Origin of the sequence: Ferrovibrio xuzhouensis, from assembly GCF_042648965.1 — a bacterium.
In the GTDB taxonomy this organism is placed as follows: domain Bacteria; phylum Pseudomonadota; class Alphaproteobacteria; order Ferrovibrionales; family Ferrovibrionaceae; genus Ferrovibrio; species Ferrovibrio xuzhouensis.
In genome coordinates this window covers 608,994-631,745 of sequence record NZ_JBHRYJ010000002.1, presented here as the reverse complement: position 1 = coordinate 631,745, position 22,752 = coordinate 608,994, and the positions used below count along the sequence as shown (strand labels likewise).

26 protein-coding genes and 1 tRNA gene are annotated in these 22,752 nt (G+C 67.6%); 15 read left to right on the top strand and 12 right to left on the bottom strand.

Translation table 11 applies throughout. From position 1 onward, the window contains the following. The first annotated feature begins 78 nt into the window (after positions 1 to 78). From ACFOOQ_RS13150 to ACFOOQ_RS13130, 5 genes are all read left to right on the top strand, one after another. Complete coding sequence (locus ACFOOQ_RS13150; RefSeq protein WP_379727237.1) at positions 79 to 1,032, top strand: ABC transporter permease; 954 nt, start codon at positions 79 to 81, stop codon at positions 1,030 to 1,032. A gap of 4 nt (positions 1,033 to 1,036) precedes the next feature. Beyond that, positions 1,037 to 1,930 carry an ABC transporter permease gene (locus ACFOOQ_RS13145; protein ID WP_379727234.1) on the top strand — a complete coding sequence of 298 codons (894 nt, stop codon included), beginning with the start codon at positions 1,037 to 1,039 and terminating at the stop codon, positions 1,928 to 1,930. 4 nt (positions 1,931 to 1,934) lie between these two features. Beyond that, the gene (locus ACFOOQ_RS13140) at positions 1,935 to 3,023 is read left to right on the top strand and encodes an ABC transporter ATP-binding protein (protein ID WP_379727229.1); all 1,089 of its coding nucleotides are present in this window, start codon (positions 1,935 to 1,937) and stop codon (positions 3,021 to 3,023) included. Next, positions 3,020 to 4,006, top strand: coding sequence for an ABC transporter ATP-binding protein (locus ACFOOQ_RS13135; RefSeq protein WP_379727226.1), 987 nt, complete (start codon positions 3,020 to 3,022; stop codon positions 4,004 to 4,006). The genes ACFOOQ_RS13140 and ACFOOQ_RS13135 overlap by 4 nt, the downstream gene beginning before the upstream one ends. Before the next feature lie 93 nt (positions 4,007 to 4,099). Beyond that, positions 4,100 to 5,365, top strand: coding sequence for a D-amino acid dehydrogenase (locus ACFOOQ_RS13130; protein WP_379727223.1), 1,266 nt, complete (start codon positions 4,100 to 4,102; stop codon positions 5,363 to 5,365). Here the strand turns inward: ACFOOQ_RS13130 and ACFOOQ_RS13125 are convergent. The 3 genes from ACFOOQ_RS13125 to ACFOOQ_RS13115 form a co-directional block, all read right to left on the bottom strand. After that, positions 5,362 to 6,159: an alpha/beta fold hydrolase gene (locus tag ACFOOQ_RS13125; protein ID WP_379727220.1), complete on the bottom strand. Its 798-nt coding sequence runs from the start codon at positions 6,157 to 6,159 to the stop codon at positions 5,362 to 5,364. The genes ACFOOQ_RS13130 and ACFOOQ_RS13125 overlap by 4 nt on opposite strands. 107 nt (positions 6,160 to 6,266) lie before the next feature. Continuing rightward, positions 6,267 to 7,019, bottom strand: a complete 753-nt coding sequence (locus tag ACFOOQ_RS13120; protein WP_379727217.1) for a hypothetical protein — start codon at positions 7,017 to 7,019, stop codon at positions 6,267 to 6,269. After that, entirely contained in the window at positions 7,016 to 7,846 is an 831-nt protein-coding gene (locus ACFOOQ_RS13115) for a helix-turn-helix transcriptional regulator (RefSeq protein ID WP_379727214.1), read from the bottom strand. The genes ACFOOQ_RS13120 and ACFOOQ_RS13115 overlap by 4 nt, the downstream gene beginning before the upstream one ends. Positions 7,847 to 7,972: 126 nt before the next feature. Here ACFOOQ_RS13115 and ACFOOQ_RS13110 point away from each other — a divergent pair, with 126 nt between their 5' ends. Then, positions 7,973 to 8,860, top strand: coding sequence for an SDR family oxidoreductase (locus ACFOOQ_RS13110; protein ID WP_379727211.1), 888 nt, complete (start codon positions 7,973 to 7,975; stop codon positions 8,858 to 8,860). 20 nt (positions 8,861 to 8,880) lie between these two features. Here ACFOOQ_RS13110 and ACFOOQ_RS13105 read toward each other — a convergent pair. Then, positions 8,881 to 8,967 (bottom strand) — tRNA-Leu (locus ACFOOQ_RS13105). A 206-nt stretch (positions 8,968 to 9,173) separates the two neighbouring features. On the opposite strand from ACFOOQ_RS13105, the gene ACFOOQ_RS13100 reads away from it, so the two are divergent. The 3 genes from ACFOOQ_RS13100 to ACFOOQ_RS13090 are packed head-to-tail and all read left to right on the top strand — an operon-like array spanning position 9,174 to position 10,837. Beyond that, positions 9,174 to 9,755, top strand: coding sequence for a YqaA family protein (locus tag ACFOOQ_RS13100; protein ID WP_379727208.1), 582 nt, complete (start codon positions 9,174 to 9,176; stop codon positions 9,753 to 9,755). A gap of 25 nt (positions 9,756 to 9,780) precedes the next feature. Beyond that, positions 9,781 to 10,266, top strand: coding sequence for a disulfide bond formation protein B (locus tag ACFOOQ_RS13095; RefSeq protein ID WP_379727205.1), 486 nt, complete (start codon positions 9,781 to 9,783; stop codon positions 10,264 to 10,266). A 13-nt stretch (positions 10,267 to 10,279) separates the two neighbouring features. After that, on the top strand, positions 10,280 to 10,837 hold the full coding sequence (locus tag ACFOOQ_RS13090; RefSeq protein WP_379727202.1) for a demethoxyubiquinone hydroxylase family protein: 558 nt from the start codon (positions 10,280 to 10,282) through the stop codon (positions 10,835 to 10,837). 4 nt (positions 10,838 to 10,841) lie between these two features. On the opposite strand, the gene ACFOOQ_RS13085 is transcribed toward ACFOOQ_RS13090, so the two are convergent. Further along, positions 10,842 to 11,339 carry an AAA family ATPase gene (locus tag ACFOOQ_RS13085; protein ID WP_379727199.1) on the bottom strand — a complete coding sequence of 166 codons (498 nt, stop codon included), beginning with the start codon at positions 11,337 to 11,339 and terminating at the stop codon, positions 10,842 to 10,844. Next, positions 11,336 to 11,890: a DUF2239 family protein gene (locus ACFOOQ_RS13080; RefSeq protein ID WP_379727196.1), complete on the bottom strand. Its 555-nt coding sequence runs from the start codon at positions 11,888 to 11,890 to the stop codon at positions 11,336 to 11,338. The genes ACFOOQ_RS13085 and ACFOOQ_RS13080 overlap by 4 nt, the downstream gene beginning before the upstream one ends. A gap of 82 nt (positions 11,891 to 11,972) precedes the next feature. On the opposite strand from ACFOOQ_RS13080, the gene ACFOOQ_RS13075 reads away from it, so the two are divergent. Beyond that, complete coding sequence (locus tag ACFOOQ_RS13075) at positions 11,973 to 12,308, top strand: GIY-YIG nuclease family protein (protein WP_379727193.1); 336 nt, start codon at positions 11,973 to 11,975, stop codon at positions 12,306 to 12,308. Positions 12,309 to 12,317: 9 nt separating this feature from the next. Here ACFOOQ_RS13075 and ACFOOQ_RS13070 read toward each other — a convergent pair whose 3' ends face one another. The 3 genes from ACFOOQ_RS13070 to ACFOOQ_RS13060 form a co-directional block, all read right to left on the bottom strand. Next, complete coding sequence (locus tag ACFOOQ_RS13070) at positions 12,318 to 12,863, bottom strand: HNH endonuclease (RefSeq protein WP_379727190.1); 546 nt, start codon at positions 12,861 to 12,863, stop codon at positions 12,318 to 12,320. A 119-nt stretch (positions 12,864 to 12,982) separates the two neighbouring features. Continuing rightward, a complete protein-coding gene (locus ACFOOQ_RS13065) occupies positions 12,983 to 13,708 on the bottom strand; it encodes an alpha/beta hydrolase (protein ID WP_379727187.1) in 726 nt (241 codons plus the stop codon). Further along, positions 13,705 to 14,433 (bottom strand): DNA-3-methyladenine glycosylase family protein, encoded by a 729-nt coding sequence (locus tag ACFOOQ_RS13060; RefSeq protein ID WP_379727184.1) that lies wholly within the window; start codon positions 14,431 to 14,433, stop codon positions 13,705 to 13,707. Before ACFOOQ_RS13060 ends, ACFOOQ_RS13065 begins: the two co-directional genes overlap by 4 nt. Before the next feature lie 23 nt (positions 14,434 to 14,456). On the opposite strand from ACFOOQ_RS13060, the gene gluQRS reads away from it, so the two are divergent. Next, complete coding sequence (gluQRS, locus tag ACFOOQ_RS13055) at positions 14,457 to 15,338, top strand: tRNA glutamyl-Q(34) synthetase GluQRS (protein ID WP_379727181.1); 882 nt, start codon at positions 14,457 to 14,459, stop codon at positions 15,336 to 15,338. 13 nt (positions 15,339 to 15,351) lie between these two features. On the opposite strand, the gene ACFOOQ_RS13050 is transcribed toward gluQRS, so the two are convergent. Beyond that, positions 15,352 to 15,885, bottom strand: a complete 534-nt coding sequence (locus ACFOOQ_RS13050; RefSeq protein WP_379727178.1) for an acyloxyacyl hydrolase — start codon at positions 15,883 to 15,885, stop codon at positions 15,352 to 15,354. A gap of 173 nt (positions 15,886 to 16,058) precedes the next feature. Here ACFOOQ_RS13050 and ACFOOQ_RS13045 point away from each other — a divergent pair, with 173 nt between their 5' ends. From ACFOOQ_RS13045 to ACFOOQ_RS13030, 4 genes are all read left to right on the top strand, one after another. Beyond that, positions 16,059 to 16,745: a TIGR02117 family protein gene (locus tag ACFOOQ_RS13045; RefSeq protein ID WP_379727175.1), complete on the top strand. Its 687-nt coding sequence runs from the start codon at positions 16,059 to 16,061 to the stop codon at positions 16,743 to 16,745. Positions 16,746 to 16,908: 163 nt separating this feature from the next. Continuing rightward, positions 16,909 to 17,913 (top strand): type I glyceraldehyde-3-phosphate dehydrogenase, encoded by a 1,005-nt coding sequence (gene gap, locus ACFOOQ_RS13040; protein ID WP_379727172.1) that lies wholly within the window; start codon positions 16,909 to 16,911, stop codon positions 17,911 to 17,913. 23 nt (positions 17,914 to 17,936) lie between these two features. Further along, the gene (locus ACFOOQ_RS13035) at positions 17,937 to 19,148 is read left to right on the top strand and encodes a phosphoglycerate kinase (protein WP_379727169.1); all 1,212 of its coding nucleotides are present in this window, start codon (positions 17,937 to 17,939) and stop codon (positions 19,146 to 19,148) included. Between the two features lie 96 nt (positions 19,149 to 19,244). Beyond that, complete coding sequence (locus ACFOOQ_RS13030; protein ID WP_379727166.1) at positions 19,245 to 20,282, top strand: class I fructose-bisphosphate aldolase; 1,038 nt, start codon at positions 19,245 to 19,247, stop codon at positions 20,280 to 20,282. Positions 20,283 to 20,309: 27 nt separating this feature from the next. Here the strand turns inward: ACFOOQ_RS13030 and ACFOOQ_RS13025 are convergent, their stop codons facing one another. After that, positions 20,310 to 21,434 carry a M48 family metallopeptidase gene (locus ACFOOQ_RS13025; protein ID WP_379727163.1) on the bottom strand — a complete coding sequence of 375 codons (1,125 nt, stop codon included), beginning with the start codon at positions 21,432 to 21,434 and terminating at the stop codon, positions 20,310 to 20,312. Then, positions 21,427 to 22,686, bottom strand: coding sequence for a DUF898 family protein (locus ACFOOQ_RS13020; protein ID WP_379727160.1), 1,260 nt, complete (start codon positions 22,684 to 22,686; stop codon positions 21,427 to 21,429). Before ACFOOQ_RS13020 ends, ACFOOQ_RS13025 begins: the two co-directional genes overlap by 8 nt. Positions 22,687 to 22,752: the final 66 nt, after the last annotated feature.

Sequence of the window (22,752 nt, the reverse complement as noted above, 5' to 3'; positions counted from 1 at the left end):
TCCCGGCGGCCGGCCCGGTATCCGCCGGGCTGGCCGCTTGCTTCCGTCTCTCAGCGTTTCCGAAAGTCGAATGCCCCAATGCTGCGTTACACCCTCAAGCGACTGCTCTACGTCCTGCCGGTCGCGCTCGGCGTCAGCATTGTCTGTTTCCTGCTGATCCACATCACGCCGGGCGACCCGCTCACTTCCATCATGCCGATCGACGCCAGCGCCGAGCAGCAGGCCGAGATGCGCGCCGCCTACGGCTTCGACAAGCCGCTGCCGGTGCAATATGCGATCTGGCTCGGCAAGGTGGTAACCGGCGACCTCGGCCGCTCGATCGCCAGCGGCCGGCCGGTCGCCACCGAAGTGATGCGCGCGGTCGGCAACACTGTGCTGCTGGCCGCCGTCGCCACCGTGATCGGTTTCTTCTTCGGCTGCCTGTTCGGCTTCGTCGCCGGCTATTTCCGCGACTCCCCGGTCGACCGGATCGCCTCCACCATTTCCGTGCTCGGCGTCAGCGTGCCGCATTACTGGCTCGGTATGGTGCTGGTCATCATCTTCTCGGTGCAGTTCAACTGGCTGCCCGCCACCGGCAACGGCCCCGGCGGCTCGGCCGGCTGGGAGCCTGACTGGACGCATTTCCGCTACCTGATCCTGCCCGCCGTCACCATGTCGGTGATCCCGATGGGGGTGATCGCCCGCACCGTGCGCGCGCTGGTCGCCGAAATCCTGTCGCAGGATTTCATCCAGGCGCTCGGCGCCAAGGGGCTGACGGACCGCGGCATCTTCACCCATGTGGTCAAGAATGCCGCCCCCACCGCGCTGGCCGTGATGGGCCTGCAACTCGGCTATCTGCTCGGCGGCTCGATCCTGATCGAGACCGTGTTCTCCTGGCCGGGCACCGGGTTCCTGCTCAATGCCGCCATATTCCAGCGCGACCTGCCGCTGCTGCAGGGTACCATCCTGGTGCTGGCGATGTTCTTCGTGCTCCTCAACCTGCTGGTCGACGTGCTGCAGACGGCGCTCGACCCGCGCATCCAGCGGAGCTGAAGCCATGGCTGTCGACTTCGCCGCCGGCAAGGCCGCCGCCATCGCGCCGATCCAGGTCTCGGAAGGCTACTGGCGTGGCGTCGCCCGCCGCCTGTCCCGCGACCCCATCGCCCTGATCGCACTGGCGGTGATCCTGGCGCTGGTTCTGGCCGCCATTTTCGCCCCCTACATCGCACCGGCCGATCCGTTCAAGGCCTCGATGCTGCGGCGATTGAAGCCGGTCGGCTTTCCCGGCTATCCGCTCGGCGCCGACGAGCTTGGCCGCGACATGCTCTCGCGCCTGATCTATGGCGGCCGCCTGTCGCTGTTCATGGGTGTCACGCCGGTGCTGATGGCCTTTGTGGTCGGTTCAGCCTTCGGCATCCTTGCCGGCTATGTCGGCGGCGCGCTGAACACCGCGATCATGCGCACCATCGACGTCTTCTATGCCTTCCCTTCGGTGTTGCTGGCCATTGCGCTGTCCGGTGCGCTGGGCGCCGGCATCACCAACGCCCTGGTGTCGCTGACCATCGTTTTCGTACCACCGATCGTGCGGGTGGCCGAAAGCGTCACCACCCAGGTGCGCAACCGCGACTATGTCGAGGCTGCGCGCGCCACCGGCGCCGGCGGTTTCACCATCGTCCGCGTGCATGTGCTCGGCAACGTGCTCAGCCCGATCTTCGTCTACGCCACCAGCCTGATCTCGGTCTCGATGATCCTGGCCTCGGGCCTCAGCTTCCTCGGCCTCGGCGTCAAGCCGCCCGAACCGGAATGGGGCCTGATGCTGAACACGCTCCGCACCGCGATCTATGTCAATCCTCTGGTCGCCGCCCTGCCCGGCGTGATGATCTTCATCACTTCGATCTCATTCAACATGTTCTCCGACAGCCTGCGGTCGGCGATGGACATCCGGAACTGAGGCGATGAGCGAGACCATCGACAGCATTGCCTCCACCGATCCGCGCGACCCCGATCCGCGCGACCCCGATCCGCGCGACAGGGGCGGCCCGCGCCAGCCGCTGCTCAGCGTCAATGGGCTGATCAAGCATTTCCCGGTCAACAAGGGCCTGTTCGGCCGGCCCGGCGCCGTGGTGCGTGCCGTCGATGGCATCGATTTCGACCTGATGAAGGGCGAGACGCTCGGCATCGTTGGCGAAAGCGGCTGCGGCAAATCGACCACGGCACGCCTGCTGATGCACCTGATCGCGCCCGATGCCGGCAGCATCGTGTTCGACGGCGAGGAAGTCGGCCACGATCTGTCGCTGGCCGAATACCGGCGCCAGACCCAGATGGTCTTCCAGGACAGCTATGCCTCGCTCAATCCCCGCCTGACCATCGAGGATTCGATCGCCTTCGCGCCGCGGGTGCATGGCGTGGGCAAGCGCGAGGCGATGGCCCGCGCCCATGACCTGCTAGCTCGCGTCGGCCTCGAGCCCAGCCGCTTCGCCGGCCGCTATCCCCACGAGCTTTCCGGCGGGCAGCGCCAGCGCATCAACATCGCCCGCGCGCTGGCACTGGAGCCGCGGCTGGTGATCCTCGACGAGGCAGTCTCGGCGCTCGACAAGTCGGTCGAGGCGCAGGTGCTGAACCTGCTGCTCGACCTGAAGGAGGCCTTCGGGCTGACCTACATTTTCATCTCGCACGACCTCAACGTGGTGCGCTTCATGGCCGACCGGGTGATGGTGATGTATCTCGGCAAGGTCGCTGAGATCGGCACGGCGACGGCGATCTTCGAGCGGCCGGCGCATCCCTATACCGCCGCCCTGCTCGATTCGATGCCGGCGATGGACCCCGACCAGCGCACCGAGGAAGCGCCGTTGTATGGCGATCCGCCCAATCCGATCAACCCGCCGTCGGGCTGCCGCTTCCATACCCGCTGCCGCTATGCCGAAGCCGTCTGCAGCAGCATGGTGCCCGAACTTGCCAGCCTCGATGACAGCCAGCAGGCTTCCTGCCTGATCTACAAGGCCGGGTCCGGCCACAGCAAGAACGGGGCAGTGTCCGCCGCATGAACGCCGCCGCGCCGATTATCGATATCCGCAACCTGACCGTCACCTTCACCGCCGGCCGCAAGCCGGTGCAGGCGGTCAACGGCATCGACCTCAGCGTGGCCAAGGGCGAGGTTCTGGCCCTGCTCGGCGAGTCCGGCTCGGGCAAGAGCGTGACGCTGCGCACCCTGCTGCGCCTGCATCCGGCAAAAAAGACCCGCATCGCCGGCCACGTGCAGGCGGCGGGCGAAGATGTGATGGCCCTGTCCGGCCGGGCGCTGGCCGATTTCCGCGGCCGCCGCGTCTCGATGATTTTCCAGGAACCGCTGCTGGCGCTCGACCCCGTCTATACCGTGGGCGAGCAGATCGCCGAGGTCATCCGTCGCCACGAGGGCCTCTCGCGTACGACGGCACGGGCGCGGGCGCTTGCCCTGCTGCAGCAGGTGCGCATCCCCTCGCCGGAACAGCGGCTCGACAATTTCCCGCACCAGATGTCGGGCGGCATGCGCCAGCGGGCGATGATCGCGCTGGCGCTGGCCTGCAACCCGCAGGTCCTGCTGGCCGACGAGCCGACCACGGCACTGGATGCCACGGTGCAGATCCAGATCCTGCTGCTGCTGCGCGACCTGCAGCGCGAACTCGGCTTGTCGGTGATCCTGGTGACCCACGACATCGGTGTCGCCGTCGAGGTGGCTGATCGGGTGGCCGTGATGTATGCCGGCCGCATTGTCGAGACCGGGCCGGTGCGTGAACTGATCCGCAACCCGCAGCATCCCTATACCATCGGCCTGCTCGCGTCGCGCGGCCATGGCGCCATGGCCCGCGATGCCGCCGGTGGCGGCCGGCTCGATGCCATCCCCGGCGCGCCGCCCGACCTGGCCGCGCTGCCGCCGGGCTGCGCCTTTGCGCCGCGCTGCAGCCGCGCCATCGACGCCTGCCTTGCCAGACAACCCGGCATGGTCAGCGTCGGCGACGACCATCAGGCCCGTTGCATCCGCCTCGACTGAGCCCTGCAAATCCTGCAATGCCGAAGCCGTGCGCATGAGCCGCATCTTTCCTATACTCCTCCTGTTTTCGTGGCAGCGTGAAATGAGGTCTGCGTGAAAATCATCATTCTGGGCAGCGGCGTCATCGGTGTCAGCAGCGCCTATTTCCTGGCCAAGGCCGGCCATGAGGTGACGGTGGTCGACCGCCAGGCCGGACCGGCGCTGGAAACCAGCTTCGGCAATGCCGGCGAGGTCTCGCCCGGCTATTCGGCGCCCTGGGCGGCGCCGGGTCTCGTCTTCAAGGCGGTGAAATGGCTGGCGATGACCTATCGCCCGCTGGTGGTACGGCCGCCGCAGCTCAGCCCTGCCATGATCCGCTGGGGCCTGCAGCTGCTCGCCAACTGTACCGATGCCCGCTACGCGCTCAACAAGGGCCGCATGCTGCGGCTGGCCGAATACAGCCGCGACTGCCTGACGGATTTGCGTGCCGAAACCGGCATCCAGTATGACCAGCGCATGCAGGGCACCCTGCAGCTGTTCCGCAAGCAGAAACAGGTCGACGGTGCCGCCGCCGACATGAGGGTGCTCGACCAGTTCGGCGTCGGCTATGCCATGCTCGACCGGGCCGGCTGCATCGCAGTGGAACCGGCACTGGCCGGCGTGGCGGAGAAATTCGTCGGCGGCCTGCGACTGCCCGGTGACGAGACCGGCGACTGCTTCAAGTTCACCAATGCACTGGCAGAGCTGGCCGCCGGCCTCGGCGTGCGCTTCGTCAACGACACGGCGATCGACGAGATCCGTCATGACGGCGGCCGCATCACCGGCATCGCCACCAAGGCCGGGCTGATGACGGCCGATGCCTATGTGCTGGCACTGGGCAGCTATTCGCCGCTGCTGGCCGACAGCCTCGGCCTGCGCCTGCCGGTCTATCCGGTGAAGGGCTATTCGATCACCGTGCCGATCACCGATGCGACCGGCGCACCGGAATCGACCGTGATGGATGAGACCTACAAGGTGGCGGTGACCCGGCTCGGCGACCGCATCCGTGTCGGCGGCACCGCCGAACTGGCCGGCTACGACCTGACGCTTTATCCGGCCCGGCGCCGGCCGCTCGACTTCGTGGTCTCGGACCTGTTCCCGAAGGGCGGCGATATCAGCCGTGCCACCTACTGGACCGGCCTGCGCCCGATGACACCGGATGGCACGCCGATCATCGGCGCCACCCGTTACGGCAACCTGTTCCTCAACACCGGCCATGGCACGCTGGGCTGGACCATGGCCGCCGGCTCGGGCCGGGTGCTCGCCGACATCATGTCCGACCGCAAGCCCGAGATCGATGTCGGCGACCTCGATCTCGGGCGTTACGGCCGCGCGGCTTAGGCGGTCTGGCCGGCCGCCTGCAGGATCAGGCGGCTGATCGTGTCGGGGTGCGAGACCAGCGAGACATGGCTGGACTTCACCTCGATGGTGGTCGCCTTCATCCGCTTCGCCATGAAGCGCTGCAGGTCGGAATTGATGGTGCGATCCTCGGTCGAGACGGCATAGAAGCTCGGCTTCTCGCGCCAGGCCGCATGGGTGGTCCGGCCGGCCAGCAGCGCCTTGTGGAACGGCTGCTGCACCGCGTAGAGCACGCGGGCTTTCGCTTCCGGCAGGTCGCCGGCGAAGTCGCGCAGGAAAGCGGCCTCGGTCAGGCGGCCTTCATCGCCGTCGAAGACGATGCCGGCCCCGGCCGGCGCCGCCGGATAAGTCTTGGCCAGCGCCGTGTAATCCTCGTTGGCATCCGGCGCCCGCGCCGCCACATAGACCAGCGCCGCGACATGCGGATGCACGCCGGCCTCGGTCACCAGCATGCCGGCGAAAGAGTGGCCGGCCAGCACGGTCGGGCCGTCCTGCCGGTCGAGCACGCGGGTCACTTCGGCCACGGCCTCGGGCAGGGTGGTCAGCGGATTCTGCACCGCCGTGGCATTGATGCCGGCGGCTTGCAGCCGCGCGATCACCTCGGACCACGACGAGCCATCGGCAAACAGCCCATGGGCCAGCACGACATTGCGTATCTTGGGGGACGCCATCGGCGTGGCGGCGGCCGGTGCAGCCATGCCGCGGGCAGAAACGAGAGAGGCGGTGGCGGCACCGGCAACCAGGGCGGCCGAAAACGCGCGGCGGTTCATCATCATGGCGGGCTCCTTCGGGTTTGAAGTCCCCGCATATTTGGCCCGGTTGCCGCCGGCCACAATCATATCTGTGTATAGGTCACCGTCACGATGCCGTAAGCGACGCGCCGTTATGCAACGAAGGTGACGCCGATCACAGGCCAGCCGGCGATGCAGCCGGTCACCGTCGTTCCGGCCGCGAAGAAGCGCATGCCGGTGAAGGATCCCGTCGTGATGATCTGTCCCCGCTGCAACCCGCCGCAATGTTCGCCACAGCTGCGCACCAGTTCAGCCAGCAGGTCGAAGGGATTGCCGCCCGGCATGGTCGCCGGCCCCTCGACCACTATCGCACCATCAGCCGTGAGCTGCGCGGACGGCCGGTCGAAATCCTCTCGTGTCCAGGTGCCCGTAAACGGTGCGCCGCAGACGAGGCCGGCATCGATCTGCATGTCGGCGAGTTTCCACAGCGCGCTCGCGCCTTGCGGATCGGTCAGCCGGCTGTCGAGGATCTCGAAGACCGGCAGCGGCGTCACGGCCTCTGCAAGGCGGGCCGCGAAATCCGTCGCATCGGCCGGCGGCAGGACAGCATCGATGCGGAAGCCGATCTCGAGTTCGACGCCGCGCAACCGCGATTCCGCCCGTGGCCAAAGCGCCGGCGACGGCCGGATCGCTGCCGCCGGGATCGGCGCAAAGACCGCCGGCTGACCGGGCGCCCGACCGACCTTCCAACCGCCGACCGGTCCCAGCGCCGCGATCACGCCGGCCTGCAGGGCATAGGCATCGGCCAGGGTTTCCGGGCCGGCAGCCTCGGTTGCCGGATCGACCAGCGGCCCGCCGTTGCGTGCCGCCAGCAGGCGGGCGACCAGATCGTCGCGCGCTGTCATGGCGCCGCGCCCTGCCGCTGCGCCAGCAATCTTTCGATCGCCTGCGTATCGGCCGGCGTGACCGGCGTGAAGACGATCATGGTCAGCCCCTCGGCGCCGTCGACGGCAAAGGCGGAATATTCCAGCGCCAGCGGACCGGCCACCGGATGCAGGAGCCGCTTCCTGCCGCCGCCATGGCTGCGCACTTCGGCCTCAGCCCATAGCCGGCGGAAATCGGCGCTGGTGGCGAACAGTTCGGCGACGAGCGCCTCCGCCTCGGCGCTGCCGCCGGCGCGCACCACATCGATGCGAAACACTGCGATGGCGAAGCGCGCGTTGGATTCCCAGTCGGGCAGGCGGGCGCGAGTTGCCGGGTCGCCGAACAGGCGCCGCAGCAGGTTGCGACCCTGCGCCGGCAGCATGGTGTAGTCGGTCAGCACCGCCAGCGCGGCAGCATTCCACGCCACGATGTCCCAGGACGGTGTTTTCACCAGCACCGGGCTGGTCGCAAAGGCATCGAGCACGCGCTGCAGCGATGGTGCAACGGCTGCCACCCGCACCGGCCCCAGCGGCGGCGGGCGCTGCTGCGCCAGCAGGAACAGCAATTCCCGGCCATCGGGATCGAGTTCCAGCGCGCGTGCCAACCGCTCCAGCACCTCGTCGGACGGCGGGCCGCCGCGGCCCTGTTCGAGCCAGGTGTACCAGGTGACGCTGACCCCGGCGCGCGACGCCACTTCCTCGCGCCGCAGGCCCGGTGTCCGCCGCCGGCCGAGGCCTTCCGGCCCCGGCTGCAGGCGGGCGCGACGGTCGCGCAGGAAACTGCCGAGCGACGCGGCCGGATCCGGCAAGGCGTCATGTGTCGGGGCTGTCGGCCGGGTATTAGTGCTCATACCGGTATAAGCCCTCGGCTTTTCAGGCCATCGTGCGCAGCGAATACTCCACCGCTCCAGCCGCGGCGTATTGAGGAGATCAGCATGCGTGTATTCGTCACAGGCACCACCGGCTTTATCGGTCAGGCTGTTGCCCAAGAGCTTATCACCGCGGGACATGCGGTTCTAGGACTGGCACGCAGCGACGCCGCGGCGGCGGCGCTGCAGCAGGCCGGCATCGCGGTGCATCGCGGCGACCTGTCGGACCCGGACAGCCTTGCCGCCGGCGCCCGCGCTTGCGACGGCGTGATCCATCTGGCTTTCATCCACGATTTCAACGCGCATCTGGCCGCTGTCGAGACCGACCGCCAGGCGGTGGCCGCCATGATCGACGTGCTGGCCGGGTCGGACCGGCCGCTGGTCATTGCGTCGGGCACCGCGCTGGCAGCAACCTGCCGCGTCGCCACTGAAGACGATCCGCCCAACCCTGCGGTCAGTCCGCGGGCCCTGACAGAGACTCTCGTGACCGACGCCGCCGCACGCGGTGTGCGCGCCAGCGTCATGCGCCTGTCGCCCACGGTGCATGGCCGGGGCGACCATGGCTTCGTGCCGATGCTGATTGGCCTGGCGCGGGAGAAAGGCGTCTCGGCCTGGATCGGCGACGGCGCCAACCGCTGGCCGGCGGTGCACCGCACGGATGCCGCGCGGCTGTTCCGTCTGGCGCTGGAGCAGGCGCCGGCCGGTACCCGCCTGCATGCCACAGCCGAGGACGGCATCGCCTTCCGCACCATTGCCGAAACCATCGGCGCCGGGCTCGGCCTGCCGGTGCGCAGTATCAGCCCGGATGAGGCACCGGCGCATTTCGGCTGGATGGCGCGTTTCGCCGCCATCGACGGCCCGACGTCCAGCGCCAGGACGCGCGCCGCCTTCGGCTGGCAGCCGCAGGGCCCCGGCCTGCTGGCCGACATGCGACAGAACGGTTATTTCGACTGATGCATATATGGAGGGAGAAATGGTGCCCCAGGCCGGACTTGAACCAGCACGCCCTTGCGGGCAACGGATTTTGAGTCCGTCGCGTCTACCAATTCCACCACTGGGGCAGCGGAAAGCGGCCGGATATTAACCGAGCCGGCCGGGGGCGCAACCCCCATGGCCGGGCCCGTGACCGCACCTGTGACCTCTTCGGGCCAGGCGGCGGCGACCGGCCGGATTCCGGCCCCGCCGGTGGCTGCGGCGGCCCGGCACATGGACAAGACCCGGCCCCTCCGGCATACACGGGGGCCGCTGCCCGCTGGAGACCCCGCCCGTGTTTCGTGCCCTGTATGACTGGACCATGCGCCAGGCCGTCCGCCCCAATGCCGGCCGGGTGCTGGCGGTGGTGTCCTTCCTGGAAAGCTCGGTCTTTCCGATCCCGCCCGACGTGATGCTGATCCCGATGTGCCTCGCCGACCGGTCGAAGGCCTTCCGCTATGCGCTGATCTGCACCATCGGCTCGGTGCTGGGCGGCATGCTGGGCTACGCCATCGGCCATTTCCTGATCGAGACGGTCGGCCAGGCGATCATCGATTTCTACGGCTATGCCGACAAATGGCAGGCCTTCGAGCGGGCCTATGCCGAATACGGCGTATGGATCATCCTGATCAAGGGCCTGACGCCGATCCCCTACAAGCTGGTTACCATCGCCAGCGGTGCCGCGCATTTCGATTTTGTGATTTTCGTCATCGCCTCGATTGCCACCCGCGGCGTACGGTTTTTCCTGATTGCCGGCCTGCTGTGGCGGTTCGGCTCGCCGATCCAGGACTTCATCGAGCGCCGCCTCGCCGTCATCGGCTGGATATTCCTGATCGGCCTGATCGGTGGCTTCATCGTGGTGCGTTATCTGGTTTAGGCCAGTGATCTGAGGAGACTGCCGTTTGTCGCTCGACACATTGCTCAGCCCGAACCGTTCCGGCCTCGTCATCGCGCTGGCCAGCGCCGCCACGCTTGGTGCCGTCTTCGTCGCGCAATACGGCTTCGGCCTCGCCCCCTGCGAGCTGTGCATCGCCCAGCGCTGGCCGCATGCCGCCGCGATCGTCTTTGGCATCGCCGCCCTGTTGCTGCCGCGTTTCCGCGTCGCGCTGCTGGTGCTGGCGGGTCTCAGCCTCGCCATCGGCGACGGCATCGCCATCTATCATACCGGCGTCGAGTGGCACTGGTGGCAGGGTCCGACGGCCTGCACAGGCAGCGGCACGCCGGACAGTATCGAGGCGCTGCGGGCGCAGCTTCTCAACACCCAGGTGGTGCGCTGCGACGAGGTCGCCTTCCGCTTCCTCGGCCTGTCGATGGCCGGCTGGAATGTGCTATGGTCGGCCCTGCTCGTCGTCTTCGCCGGCCTGGCCGCGAAGCGCGCCGCGAACTGAAGGGCTCGCCATCATGACCGCCAGACGCCGCCTTGCAGGGGATCCCGATCCGCGCCAACTGCTCGCGCGTATCCTGCGGGTCGACCATGCCGGCGAATATGGCGCCAAGCGCATCTATGACGGCCAACTTGCGGTGCTCGGCCGTGCCGGCCGGCAGGCGGCTTCGGCCCCGACCATCCGGCACATGGCCGCACAGGAACAGAAGCATCTCGATGCCTTCGACCGCCTGCTGCCGCAGCGCCGGGTGCGGCCGACCCTGCTGTCGCCGCTGTGGCATGTCGGCGGCTTCGCGCTCGGCGCCGCCACGGCCTTGCTCGGCGAGAAGGCCGCCATGGCCTGCACGGAAGCCGTCGAGGATGTGATCGACCGGCATTACGCGGCACAGATCGAGACCCTTGGCGCGGCCGAACCGGAGCTGCGCGACCTGATCGAGGAATTCCGCCAGGAAGAAGTGCAGCATCGCGACACCGCGCTGGAACAGGGCGCCGCAGAGGCACCCGCCTATCCGCTGCTCAGCCGCGGTATCCGGGCGATCACCCGCACCGCCATCTGGCTGTCCGAGCGCGTCTGAGCAGTCAGGCTGCGATCTCCTGCAGCAGCAGGACCGTCTCGTCCGGCTGCGGTGGCTCGAAGCGTCCGTCCAGCGCCGCGAACATCCCATCCGTTACCGTGAAGGCATAGGTATCACCGCGCTCGGCATTGCGCTGCCGGATACGCGCCTGCCGCGTCTCGCGTGGCGCCGTCAGATACAGCAGCACGGCCTCGTGCCCGGCCGCCGCGATGCGCTGCCGCATGGCGTCGCGTTCGGCGCGACTGCCGAAACCGAGATCGAGGATCACCGGCAGGCCGCGTGCCGCCGCCTGCTCCGCCACCGCCCAGATCAGCCCGTGGCAGCGCATGACGCGCGCGCCGATCCAGGCGAAGTCCGGCGCCGGCGGCAGGTCGGCCAGGAAAAGCCGCGCCATCCATTCGTCGATGGAAAAGCGCAGGGCGCCGGTCTGCGCGGCCAGACGCTGCGCATGGGTGGTCTTGCCGGCACCCATCGGGCCGCAAAGCATGGTGACGCGGCTCATGGTGTCTCTCTGTTGAAGGCCAGCCGGGTGACATAGGTGCGGATATCGGCGGGCCAGCCCGCGCTGTGAGTCGCAAGGCCCGCACTGTCACCGGCAAACAGCGCGCGGATCGCTTCCTCGTAGCCCGGCAGGTCGCCGGCCAGTGCCGTCATCACCCGATAGGCGGCTTCCTGCGCCACGCGCCGTGTCTGCCTGCCGTCGCGCATCGCCTGCTCGACCAGTTTGCGCAGGGCCACCGAGGCACCGCCTGGCTGTGCCGCCAGCCAGTCCCAGTGGCGCGGCAGCAACGTGACTTCCCGTGCGGTGACGCCAAGCTTCGGCCGGCCACGCCCGCGTGGCTCTGCCGCCGGCGCCGACGGCTGCAGTCGCGCCAGGATTTCGGCATCGCTGCCGCGCAAATCCAGATCGATGACGCGGCCGGTGGCGTCCTCGAATACCAGGCCGCCGCCACCCGCCGCCTTCACGGCCAGCGCGACAGCGGAAAGCGGCCCGGCGGCCAGCAGGCGCGGCCCCTCAAAGGCGGTGCAGGCTATGGACAGGCGATCAGTCATGGCGGAATTTTACCCGGATAAAATAATCCTTGTCAATAATACCCGGATAATAATATGAAGCCTCCAGCCAAGGAGGCCCCTCATGCAGGGACAGGACCGTCGGGCGGCCGTTGCCGCCTACAAGGAAAAGAAAAGCCGCGCCGGCATCTATGCCGTGCGTTGCCCGCCGGCCGGCGCCGTCTGGATCGGCCAGACCCTGACGCTGGCGACCGTGCAGAACCGGCTGTGGTTCAGCCTGCGCATGGGCCAGGCCCCGCAGGCCGGCCTGCAGGCCGCCTGGCGCGAACATGGACCGGAAAGCCTTGTCTTCGAGGTGCTGGAAGATCTGCCCGAGGAAGCGCTGGCCTATGTGCGCGACCGGCTGCTGAAAGACCGCCTCGCCCACTGGCGGGCGGCGCTGGATGCGCAGGCGCTCTGAACGGCCGCTTTACGGCTCCAGTTCGCTGTCCCAGTAGAGAAAGTCACGCCAGCTGCCGTGCAAATAATTGGGCGGGAAAGCCCGCCCGTTCTGTTGCAGTTCCTGCACGCTCGGCATGTGCGGTTTCATCCGCGGATGCATGTGGCATTCATGCGGCATGCGGCCGCCCTTGCGCAGGTTGCAGGGCGCGCAGGCGGCGACCACGTTGTCCCAGCGGGTCAGACCACCGAGCGAGCGCGGCGTGACATGATCGAAGGTCAGCTCATGCCGGCTGCCGCAATACTGGCAGCTGAAGCGGTCGCGCAGGAACAGATTGAACCGGGTAAAGGCCGGGCGCCGCGCCGGGGCGATGTAGCGCTTCAGCGCCACCACGCTCGGCAGCCGCATGCTGAAACTGGGGGAGCGGATTTCCTGATCGTATTCGGAAAGGATGGTGACACGGTCCATGCAGACCGCCTTCACCACTTCCTGCCACGGCCACAGCGACAGCGGGAAATAGGACAGCGGCTGGTAATCCGCATTCAATACGAGCGCCGGACAACTCTCAGGGTTCATCTCGTCCCCAGGGTGCGTTGCGGGTGTATTATCCTTACCATATGCGGGGTTACCGCATCATGACAACTACCTTATTTAGCAGCGCCGCAGCCTTATCCACAGAGCGGCGGATGCCGTCATCATACTGCCGCGGCGGCACCGCGCGAAAGGGATTCGGCAAGGAAGGCGCCGCCGAGCTGCAGGCCGTCGGCGCTGATGCCATGGCCAAGGCCCGGGCTGACATGGAAGCGCGCCGGGCAATCGGCGGCGGCCAGCACCTGCAGGGCAGCGAACATCGCCTCCACCGGCACCACCTCGTCGGCATCGCCGTGGATCAGCAACACCGGCGGGCGGCCGTGCATCTGCTCTTTCAAGTCGTCGCCGGCCAGCAGCGCGCCGGAATAGCCGAGAATGGCCGCCGGTGCCGGTGTCCGGCGCAGCCCGACCTGCAGGGCCATCATGGTGCCCTGGCTGAAGCCGACCAGGGCCAGCCGGCTGCCGGGCAGGCTGTGGCGCGCCAGTTCGGCATCGAGAAAGCCGTTCAGCACCGCCACGGCCGGCGCGGCCGCAGCACCCATCGCGGCGTAGACGGCGGCCGTATGCTGCGGGTCGCGGCGCAGCAGCGCCGGGTCATAGGCATCGAGGGCAAACCACTGGCGACCGCCGCCCATGCCGGGCGGAAAGCCGGGAATGCGGCCCGGCGCATGGGGTGCGACGAAGGCGGCGTCCGGCAGCAGCCGCTGCCATTGCGCACCCAGCTCGATCAGGTCGTTGCCGTCGGCGCCATAACCGTGCAGCAGCACGACAAGGGATTTCGCCGTGCCGGTGGCAGCCGGCAGCCGCGGGCCGTCGATGGTTGCCGTCATGCCGCGCCCTCTTCGGTGGTGACACGCCGCTGGGTCATGCCGTAATAGCGCCACAGCAGGCGGGCGGCGGCGCCGCGATGCGGCCGCCAGGCTTCCGCCATGGCGTCCATCGCCTTGACGTCCGGCCGCTTCGACAACCCGAACAGGCGGCGCGCGGCCTCCTGCAGGGCCACGTCATGGGCCGGCCAGATATCCTCGCGGTCGAGCATGAACAACAGAAAGACCTCCGCCGTCCAGCGGCCGATGCCGGTCACCGCGGTCAGCATCGCCATCGCCGCATGATCCTCCAGTTTCGGCAGCAGCGCGAGATCGAGGTCGCCGGATTTCACTGCGCGCGCCATGTTGCGCAGGTAACGCAGCTTCGGCCCGCTCAGGCCACAGGCGCGCAGGCGCGGCTCGGTCAGCTTGAGCAGGCGATCAGCCGTGAACGCCCCGTTGGCGCGGCCCGCCACGGCGGATTCGAGCCGGCCCCAGATGGTGGCGGCGGCGGCCACCGAAATCTGCTGCTCGACAACGATGCGGCAAAGATTGGGAAAGTCGGCCGGCCGGCGCCGGTCGGCGACGAAGCCGACGGTTTCCAGCGCCGCGGCAAAGCGCGGCTCGCGCATGCAGAGATCGGCCAGCGCCTTCTCGGTGCGTTTGCGGCGGTCGGGCCGGACGCCAGCCGGACGGGCGGTTGCCGGCTTCGGATTTGCCGTCTTTGTATCTCTCGGGGGCTTTGTCATAAGCTGTCAGTCAGGAATCGATCATGCAGTCTGGCATTGTCAGCCGCTTCGCGCCAAGCCCGACGGGCTTCCTGCACCCCGGACACGCCCTGTCGGCCGGGATCGTCGCCCTGCGCGCGCAGGCCTCGCCCGGCGGCCGCTTCCTGCTGCGCATCGAGGATATCGACGGCACCCGCTGCCGCCCGGAATACACCGCCGCGATCCTTGAGGACCTGGCCTGGCTCGGCCTGCGCTGGGATACGCCGGTGCGCCACCAGTCGCAGCATTTCGCCGAGTATCGCGCGGCACTCGATACGCTGGAGGCACGCGGCCTGTTGTATCCGTGTTTCTGCACCCGCAAGCAGATCCTGGCCGAGATCGCCGCCGCCGGCGGGGCACCGCATGGCTTCGACGGTGCCATCTATCCCGGCACCTGCCGCAGCCTGTCGCACAGTGAACGGCAGGCGCGGATCGCCGCCGGGGAAGCCTATGCGCTCAGGCTCGACATCGCCGCCGCCTGCCAGCAGGCCGGCGGCTGGCCGCTCGGCTGGCATGACGAGCACCACGGTCCGCAGACGGTGACTCCCGCGCTGCTGACCACCGGCTTTGGCGACATCGTGCTGGCGCGCAAGGAAACCCCGGCGAGCTATCACCTCTGCGTCACCCATGACGACGCCCTGCAGGGCGTCACGCTCATCAGCCGTGGCGAGGACCTGCTGCCGGCCACCCATCTGCACCGGCTGCTGCAGGCTTTGTTCGGCTGGCCGGTGCCGGCCTATGCGCATCACCGGCTGCTGGCCGATGCCGGTGGCGAACGCATGGCCAAGCGGCGGAACGCGCAAAGCCTGCGCGACCTGCGCTCGGCCGGGGCCACGCCGGCCGAGATCTGGACCGGCGTCGGCCTCGATCCGGCAGCGTTCCGCTAAAGCGGGAGGCCGGCTATTTACCCCCGCCGAGCGGGATCGAATAGGTCAGGAACAGGTTCTCGACGCCGGGATTGCGGTCGCCGAGGCTGGCATTCGACATGTGGTTGAAGCCGATGCCGAGCCGCGAGCGGTCATCGAACCGGTAGCTCAGCTCAAGCTGCGAGCGGAACTCGATGGTATTGCCGAGATCCTTCGGATCGTCGCTGTTGCCCTTCCAGTACAGGCCGGGCGCGAAGCTCGGGGTCAGCACCCAGCGGCGGCCGAAATAGATGTCGACCAGCACACCGGCATAGCCATACATCTCGCCATGGCTCACCACCATGGCGCCGGCCATCGGCTTGAAGATCCAGAACCGGTGATCATCGCGGTATTCCGCCCAGAAGGAGGCACCGGAATGCTCGTTGTCGATGATGTCGAAATAGCCCGCCGAGAGCGACAGGAAGGCCGGATCCTCCGCATGCGCCGCCGGCGTGAAGCCAAAAGCTGCGACGCCCAATGTCAGCCCAGCCGCCACGGCGGCCGCAAGCTTTCCTGCCAGACGCTTCATTGAATCCCCCGGTCCTTTGCCTTGCCCCCGGCCGGGGGCCAACCGGGCGAAATACTAGCCAGAGCGGCACGGATTCGCCAAGTCTTTCCGGCACATCGCGCTCATCCGGGCCGTTACCGGGTCGCCACTGGCTATGCTGTATTCTTGCCATATTTCCGCAGCATAAGACCTTCATGCGCCTGTTCCGCCGTCTGCTGCTGGGCCTGCTTGCCCTGCTGCTCGCCATTCCCGGCCTCTATGGCCTCGCCGCCCTGGCGTTCGCCCACATCCACGGGCCCGCGCGAGAGCCGCAGTCCGGCACCGAAACCGTGCCGGTCTACCTGATCTCGAACGGCTGGCATGTCTGGCTGGCCCTGCCGGTGAACCAGAGCGAGGGCGATGCCGCCGCCATCGACTGGGGCGACTGGCTGCCATCCACCGACTTTGCCGGCGACCTGAACGGCCGGCCTTACGTCGCCTTCGGCTGGGGCGACCGCGCCTTCTACCTGGCGACCCGCCGGCCGGCGGATTTCCGCCTGCCGCTGGCCGCCGGCGCCCTGCTCGGCCGCGGTCCGGCCGCCATGCACGTGATGCGCATGGCCCGGCCTGACACTACGGAACCGGATGTCCGCCGGCTGGATGCCGATCTGCTGCAATACCACGCGCTGGCGGCGTACATCCGCCGCAGCTTCGCCACCGGGCCGGACGGCCAGCCGCGGCCGATTCCCGGCGCCGGCTATGGCGCCTCGGACGCCTTCTACGAGGCAAAAGGCCATTACAGCCCGTTTCGCACCTGCAACGAATGGGTCGGCGCCGCCCTGCGGGCGGCGGCCCTGCCGGCCGGCCTGTGGACCCCCCTGCCCTTCGCCCTAGTGCCCTGAGATCAATGGCAAACCCCGAAAAGCCACAGGAAACTACACCCCCGATGGCCCCGCTCGCCTTGCGACTCAGGGCCAAAGACGGTAAATCCAGCCCCGAAAAAGGGTTGTCCCCGGCGCCCGGCGCCAGGCCTCTCGCCACGGTTTTCCATCGGAGAAAAACATCATGACGGTCCGCGTTGCGATTAACGGTTTCGGCCGCATCGGCCGCAATGTGCTGCGTGCCATTATCGAAAGCGGCCGCACCGACATCGAAGTGGTCGGCATCAACGATCTCGGCCCGGTCGAGACCAATGCACATCTGTTCCGCTATGACAGCGTGCATGGCCGCTTCAACGGTGAAGTGAAGACCAGGGACGACGCCATCGATGTCGGCCGTGGCTGGATCAAGGTGACGGCCGAGCGCGACCCGGCCAAGCTGCCGTGGAAGGAACTGAAGGTCGACATCGCGCTGGAATGCACCGGCATCTTCACCGACCGCGACAAGGCCGCCGCGCATCTGACCGCCGGCGCGAAGAAGGTGCTGGTCTCGGCGCCGGCCACCAATGCCGACCTGACCGTCGTCTACGGCGTCAACCACGACCAGCTCAAGCCGGAGCATACCGTCGTCTCGAACGCCTCGTGCACCACCAACTGCCTGGCGCCCGTCGCCTTCGTGCTCGATGCCGCCATCGGCATCGAGAAGGGCTATATGACGACGATCCATGCCTATACCGGCGACCAGCCGACGCTGGACACCATGCACAAGGATCTCTACCGCGGCCGCGCCGCGGCGCTGTCGATGATCCCGACCACCACTGGCGCCGCCAAGGCGGTCGGCCTGGTACTGCCATCGCTGAAGGGCAAACTGGACGGTTCCTCGATCCGCGTGCCGACACCCAACGTGTCGCTGATCGACTTCAAGTTCGTCGCCAAGAAAAACACCACCGTCGAGGAGGTTAACGAGGCAATGAAGCGGGCCGCCGGCAACCAGCTGAAGGGCATCCTCGCCATCAACGACGCGCCGCTGGTGTCGAGCGACTTCAACCACAATCCGGCCAGCTCGACCTTCGACCTGAAGCAGACCCAGGTGATGGAAGGCAATCTGGTGCGCGTGCTGTCGTGGTACGACAACGAATGGGGTTTCTCCAATCGTATGGCGGATACCGCGGTGGCGATGGCGAAGCTCTGAGCCGAAGCGCAGGAGACGCCGCCATGGCCGGGTTCCGCACCCTCGACGATGTCAACGTGGCCGGCAAGACGGTCCTGGTCCGCGTCGACCTCAACGTCCCGATGAAGGATGGGCGGGTCACCGACGACCTGCGCATCAGCCGCATCCTGCCCACCCTGCACGAGCTGTCGCGCAAGGGGGCCCGGGTGGTGGTGCTGTCGCATTTCGGCCGCCCTGACGGCAAGCCGGTGCCCGAGATGTCGCTCAAGCCGGTGGCCGCCGCACTCGCCACCGCGCTCGGCTCGTCGATTGCCTTCGCCGACGACTGCGTCGGCGACGTGGCAAAGCAGGCAATCGGCAAGCTGAAGCCCGGCGGCGTGGTACTGCTGGAAAACACCCGCTTCCATGCCGGCGAAGAGAAAAACGACCCGGCTCTGGCAAAACAGATGGCGGCGCTCGGCGACATCTTCGTCAACGACGCCTTCTCCTGCGCCCATCGCGCCCATGTCTCGACCGAGGCACTGGCCCATCTGCTGCCGGCCTATGCCGGCCGCAACATGGAAGTCGAACTCCAGCATCTGGAGGCGGCGTTGATCGCGCCCGAGAAGCCGGTCGCCGCGCTGATCGGCGGCGCCAAGGTTTCGACCAAGCTGGAACTGCTCGGCAACCTGCTGGGCAAGGTCGACAAGATCATCATCGGCGGCGGCATGGCCAACACCTTCCTGTTCGCCCAGGGCCGCGAGGTGGGCAAGAGCCTGTGCGAGAAGAACCTCGCCGATACCGCGCGCGACATCCTGCGCGACGCGGTGGCGCGCGGCTGTTCGATCATCCTGCCCGACGACGTGGTGGTGGCCCGCGAGTTAAAAGCCGGCGCGCCCAGCAAGGTGGTGCCGGCCGAGCGCGTGCCGGCCGACCAGATGATCCTCGATATCGGTCCGGTGGCGGCGGCCCGGCTCGGCACCGTGCTGGCCGACTGTAAAACTCTGGTGTGGAATGGCCCCTTGGGCGCCTTCGAGACGCCGCCCTTCGACGCCGGCACGGTCACCGTCGCCCGCACCGCGGCGGCGCTGACGGCGTCGGGCCGCCTGCTCAGCGTGGCCGGCGGCGGCGACACTGTCGCGGCCCTGCGCCATGCCGGCGTGGCGGAGGAATTCTCCTATGTGTCGACTGCGGGCGGCGCCTTCCTCGAATGGCTCGAGGGCAAGGCCCTGCCCGGCGTCGCCGCGCTGGCCGCGCCGCAGCCGGCGGCTGCTTAACCGGGCTGCGTAAATATCACGTGTGACCTTATCCGGGTGCGCTAGAATGCCTGGCCACCCGCCGAACACCGACAGACTGGGAGCGGAGCTGACGACATGAACCTCACCGAACTCAACACGATCGCCAAAGCGATGGTCGCGCCGGGCAAGGGCATCCTGGCCGCCGACGAAAGCACCTCGACCATCGAGAAGCGGCTGTCCAGCATCAACGTGCCGTCGACCGAGGAGAACCGCCGCGACTATCGCGAGATGCTGTTCACCGCGGCCGGCGCCGAACAGTATGTCTCCGGCGTCATCCTCTACGACGAGACGCTGCGCCAGAAGGCCAAGGACGGCACCCCGCTGGTCGAGATCCTGAACAAGCGCGGCATCATCCCCGGCATCAAGGTCGACAAGGGTGTGCAGGCCCTGCCGGGCAGCGATGGCGAAAAGATCACCGAAGGCCTCGACGGCCTGCCCAAGCGCATGGCGGAGTACCACCAGCTTGGCGCCCGTTTCGCCAAGTGGCGCGCTGTGCTGAGCATCGACGCCGCAACGGGCAAGCCGAGCCGCCAGTGCCTGGTCGCCAATGCCGAGGCGCTGGCCCGCTATGCCGGCATCTGCCAGGCCGCCGGTATCGTACCGATCGTCGAGCCGGAAATCCTGATGGACGGCGCCCATGGCATCGAGACCAGCTTCAAGGTCACCGAGCGCACCCTGCATACGGTGTTCGAACAGCTGGCGCTGCACAACGTGGCGCTGGAAGGCATGATCCTGAAGCCGAACATGGTGATCCAGGGCGAACAGGCCAAGACGCAGGCCAGCGTCGACGAGGTTGCCGACGCCACCGTCAAGGTGCTGCTGCGCTGCGTGCCGGGCGCCGTGCCGGGCATCGCCTTCCTGTCGGGTGGCCAGTCGGACGAGCTCGCCTCGGCGCATCTCGGTGCCATGAACGCCCGCCATCCGAACCTGCCCTGGGCCCTGACCTTCTCGTATGGTCGCGCACTGCAGGCGCTACCGCTCAAGCTGTGGGGCGGCAAGGCCGCCAATGTGGCGAATGCGCAGAAGGGCTATCTGCACCGCGCCCGGCTCAACAGCCTCGCCGCACAGGGCAAATACGACGCCAAGCTGGAACAGGACTTCAAGGCGGCGTAAGCGCCTCTCTTCCTGTTCCGAAAAGAATTACGGCTCCGGTTTCGTTACCGGGGCCGTTTTCTTTGGTGCGCAGATAGTCTTCAGCGCCTGCCATTCGGCCGGAGTCAGCACCGGCGCGACCGGCCTGGCCGCAGCAGCAGCGGCAAAACGCGCAGCGCGCTCGGCATGGCCCGGATGGGTGCTGAGGATCGCCGGCAGCTCGCCACCCGGCAGCGCCGCCGGCAGGCGGCGGAAAAAACCGGCCGCCGCTGCCGGATCGATGCCGGCATCCTGCAACCGCTGCAGCGCCAGACCATCGGCCTCGCTTTCCATGTCGCGGGTATAGGCGGCATCCAGCAGATAGCTGGCGACGCTGACCGAACCCACACCGCCGATCACATCGCCGAACAGCAGGCCGACCAGGAAACTGGCGGCACCGCTGCGCACCACGCCGGCCATGGCATGGCGGGCATCGACATGTCCCATCTCGTGCGCCAGCACACCGGCCAGCTCGCTTTCATTGGCGACGAAACCAATCAGCCGGTCGCTCAGCACCACATAGCCGCCGGGCAGCGCGAAGGCATTGATCATCGGCAACCGCACGACCCGCACCTGCAAAGGCAGGCGCGGCGCAGGCTGCGACAGGCGCGATACCAGCTGGGCCAAAGCCGCCTGCCCGGCCGGATCAGTGCAGACGGCAGACTGCGTCTTGCCATGCCCGGCCACCTGTCCAAAGCCTTCAAAAGCCGTGCGCCCCAGAGCCTGCTCGGTCGCCGGCGACAAATTCTCGGCGATCACCCGGGATGCCCAGGGCAGCATCAGATAGGTGGCGACAAGGCCGGCGACGGCGGCCAGCGACCAGATGATCATCTGGCGCCGGCCGCGCCGATCGGCACTGGTCGCGCGTCGTAAAGCCGGGCAATGCCGCTGCAATGTCGCAAAGGTGCCGCCGGGCAGACGCAGGCGAGCCAGGCTGTCATCATCTCGTCCCAAGGCCAGCCAGTCGCTGTTAGCCGTTCCGTCCAGCAGGCGGACATCGCCATAGGCCCAGCGGATATCGACGCCATCGGCCGTGAAGGCGATGGCATCGGCGGCGAAGACCGCCCGCCCGTGATGAACTGTGCCGCTTTGCCCGTCCATGAAGCGGGCGGGAGAGGCCGGCAGCTCAGACAATGCCGATCTCGAAACTGTCCGCCAGCCCTTCGCCAAACCGAACATCCGGCTGCTGTGACTGCTGCGCCCCGCCGGCAGCTGCCAGATTCTCGACCGTGATCGCCTCGATCACCCTGCGCAGGACCGGCACGTAGAACACCAGCATCCCCAGCAGACGAAAGCCGCCCCAGCCGATCAGCAGGAAGACGAAGACCACCGGTATGACAATGAACATATGGCTGTGTGCCGCCATCGCCGCGGTGAAGCCAAGTGCAATCATCACCGCCAGGAAGACCGGCGGCAGGGTCAGCAGCAGGATGCCGCGCCAGATCAGGCTGCGTGCGCGCAGGCGGCTGGAAAAATGCAGCGGCCCGATCTCGGTATGGCCGAGATACCAGCGCTGCCAGCGTACCGTGAACCAGGCATACAGGAACGGAGCGCCGACAACGGCCAGAATCGCCGTGACCGTGAGCCAGCGGCCGGCACTGGCCGCGGCGGCTTCGATCTGTCGCGGGTTTGCTTCCGGCAAGGCGCCCCAGTCGAAATTCACAGCGACACCCGCCAGACAGGCCACGAATGGCAGCACGGATAATGCCATCACCAGCAGCCAGGGGCCCAGCAGGCCGCGCCCGGTGCCGGTGAAGCGGCCGCGAAACTGGCCCCAGAGCGTATGTTCGATACGATAGCGCGCCAGGTCGGCCAGCGCCCAGGGCAGCGCGAGACCGAGACTGAGCGGCACCAGCAGCAGCCACAAAGCCGCCTTGCCCATATAGATCCAGGTCGAGCCGTCCTGGCCGGCACGAATACCGCGCCACAGTGTGCGCAGCAGGCGGTAGCGCCGGGCGCGCCAGATCGCCGCATTGATCAGCAGGTAAAGGCCGACCGCATAGACGATGCTGAGGATGATGCCGGCGGCGGGCGTGTCGAGCAGCATGGTCTGTAGCGCTGAATAGCCGACCGACAGCGGCACGAAAATCGCCATCACGATCAGGAAGCCGATCAGCAGCTCGCGGGCCCGGCCGGTATATTCCAGCGGTTCGCCATCAATCACCACCGAGGCCCAGAGAAAGCGGCGCAGGTTGGTCTTGGCCCAGAACCGGTAAAAACCGAGGGTCAGCGCACCGAACAGAAGATTGCGGACCAGCAGCTGGGGTAATCCCGGCCGGTCGAGGAATTGCAGGCTTGCCGCATTCGCTGGTACAGGCACCGGGATCGATGCATCTACGGGCTCAGGCTCGACCCGCGGCAGTGGTGGTTCGTGGAATGCGCTCATGAGGGTCGAGCCTTTTGCAGCTTTTTGTATATATTTTCTTCAAACTGCTCCCTTCATGCAAGAACA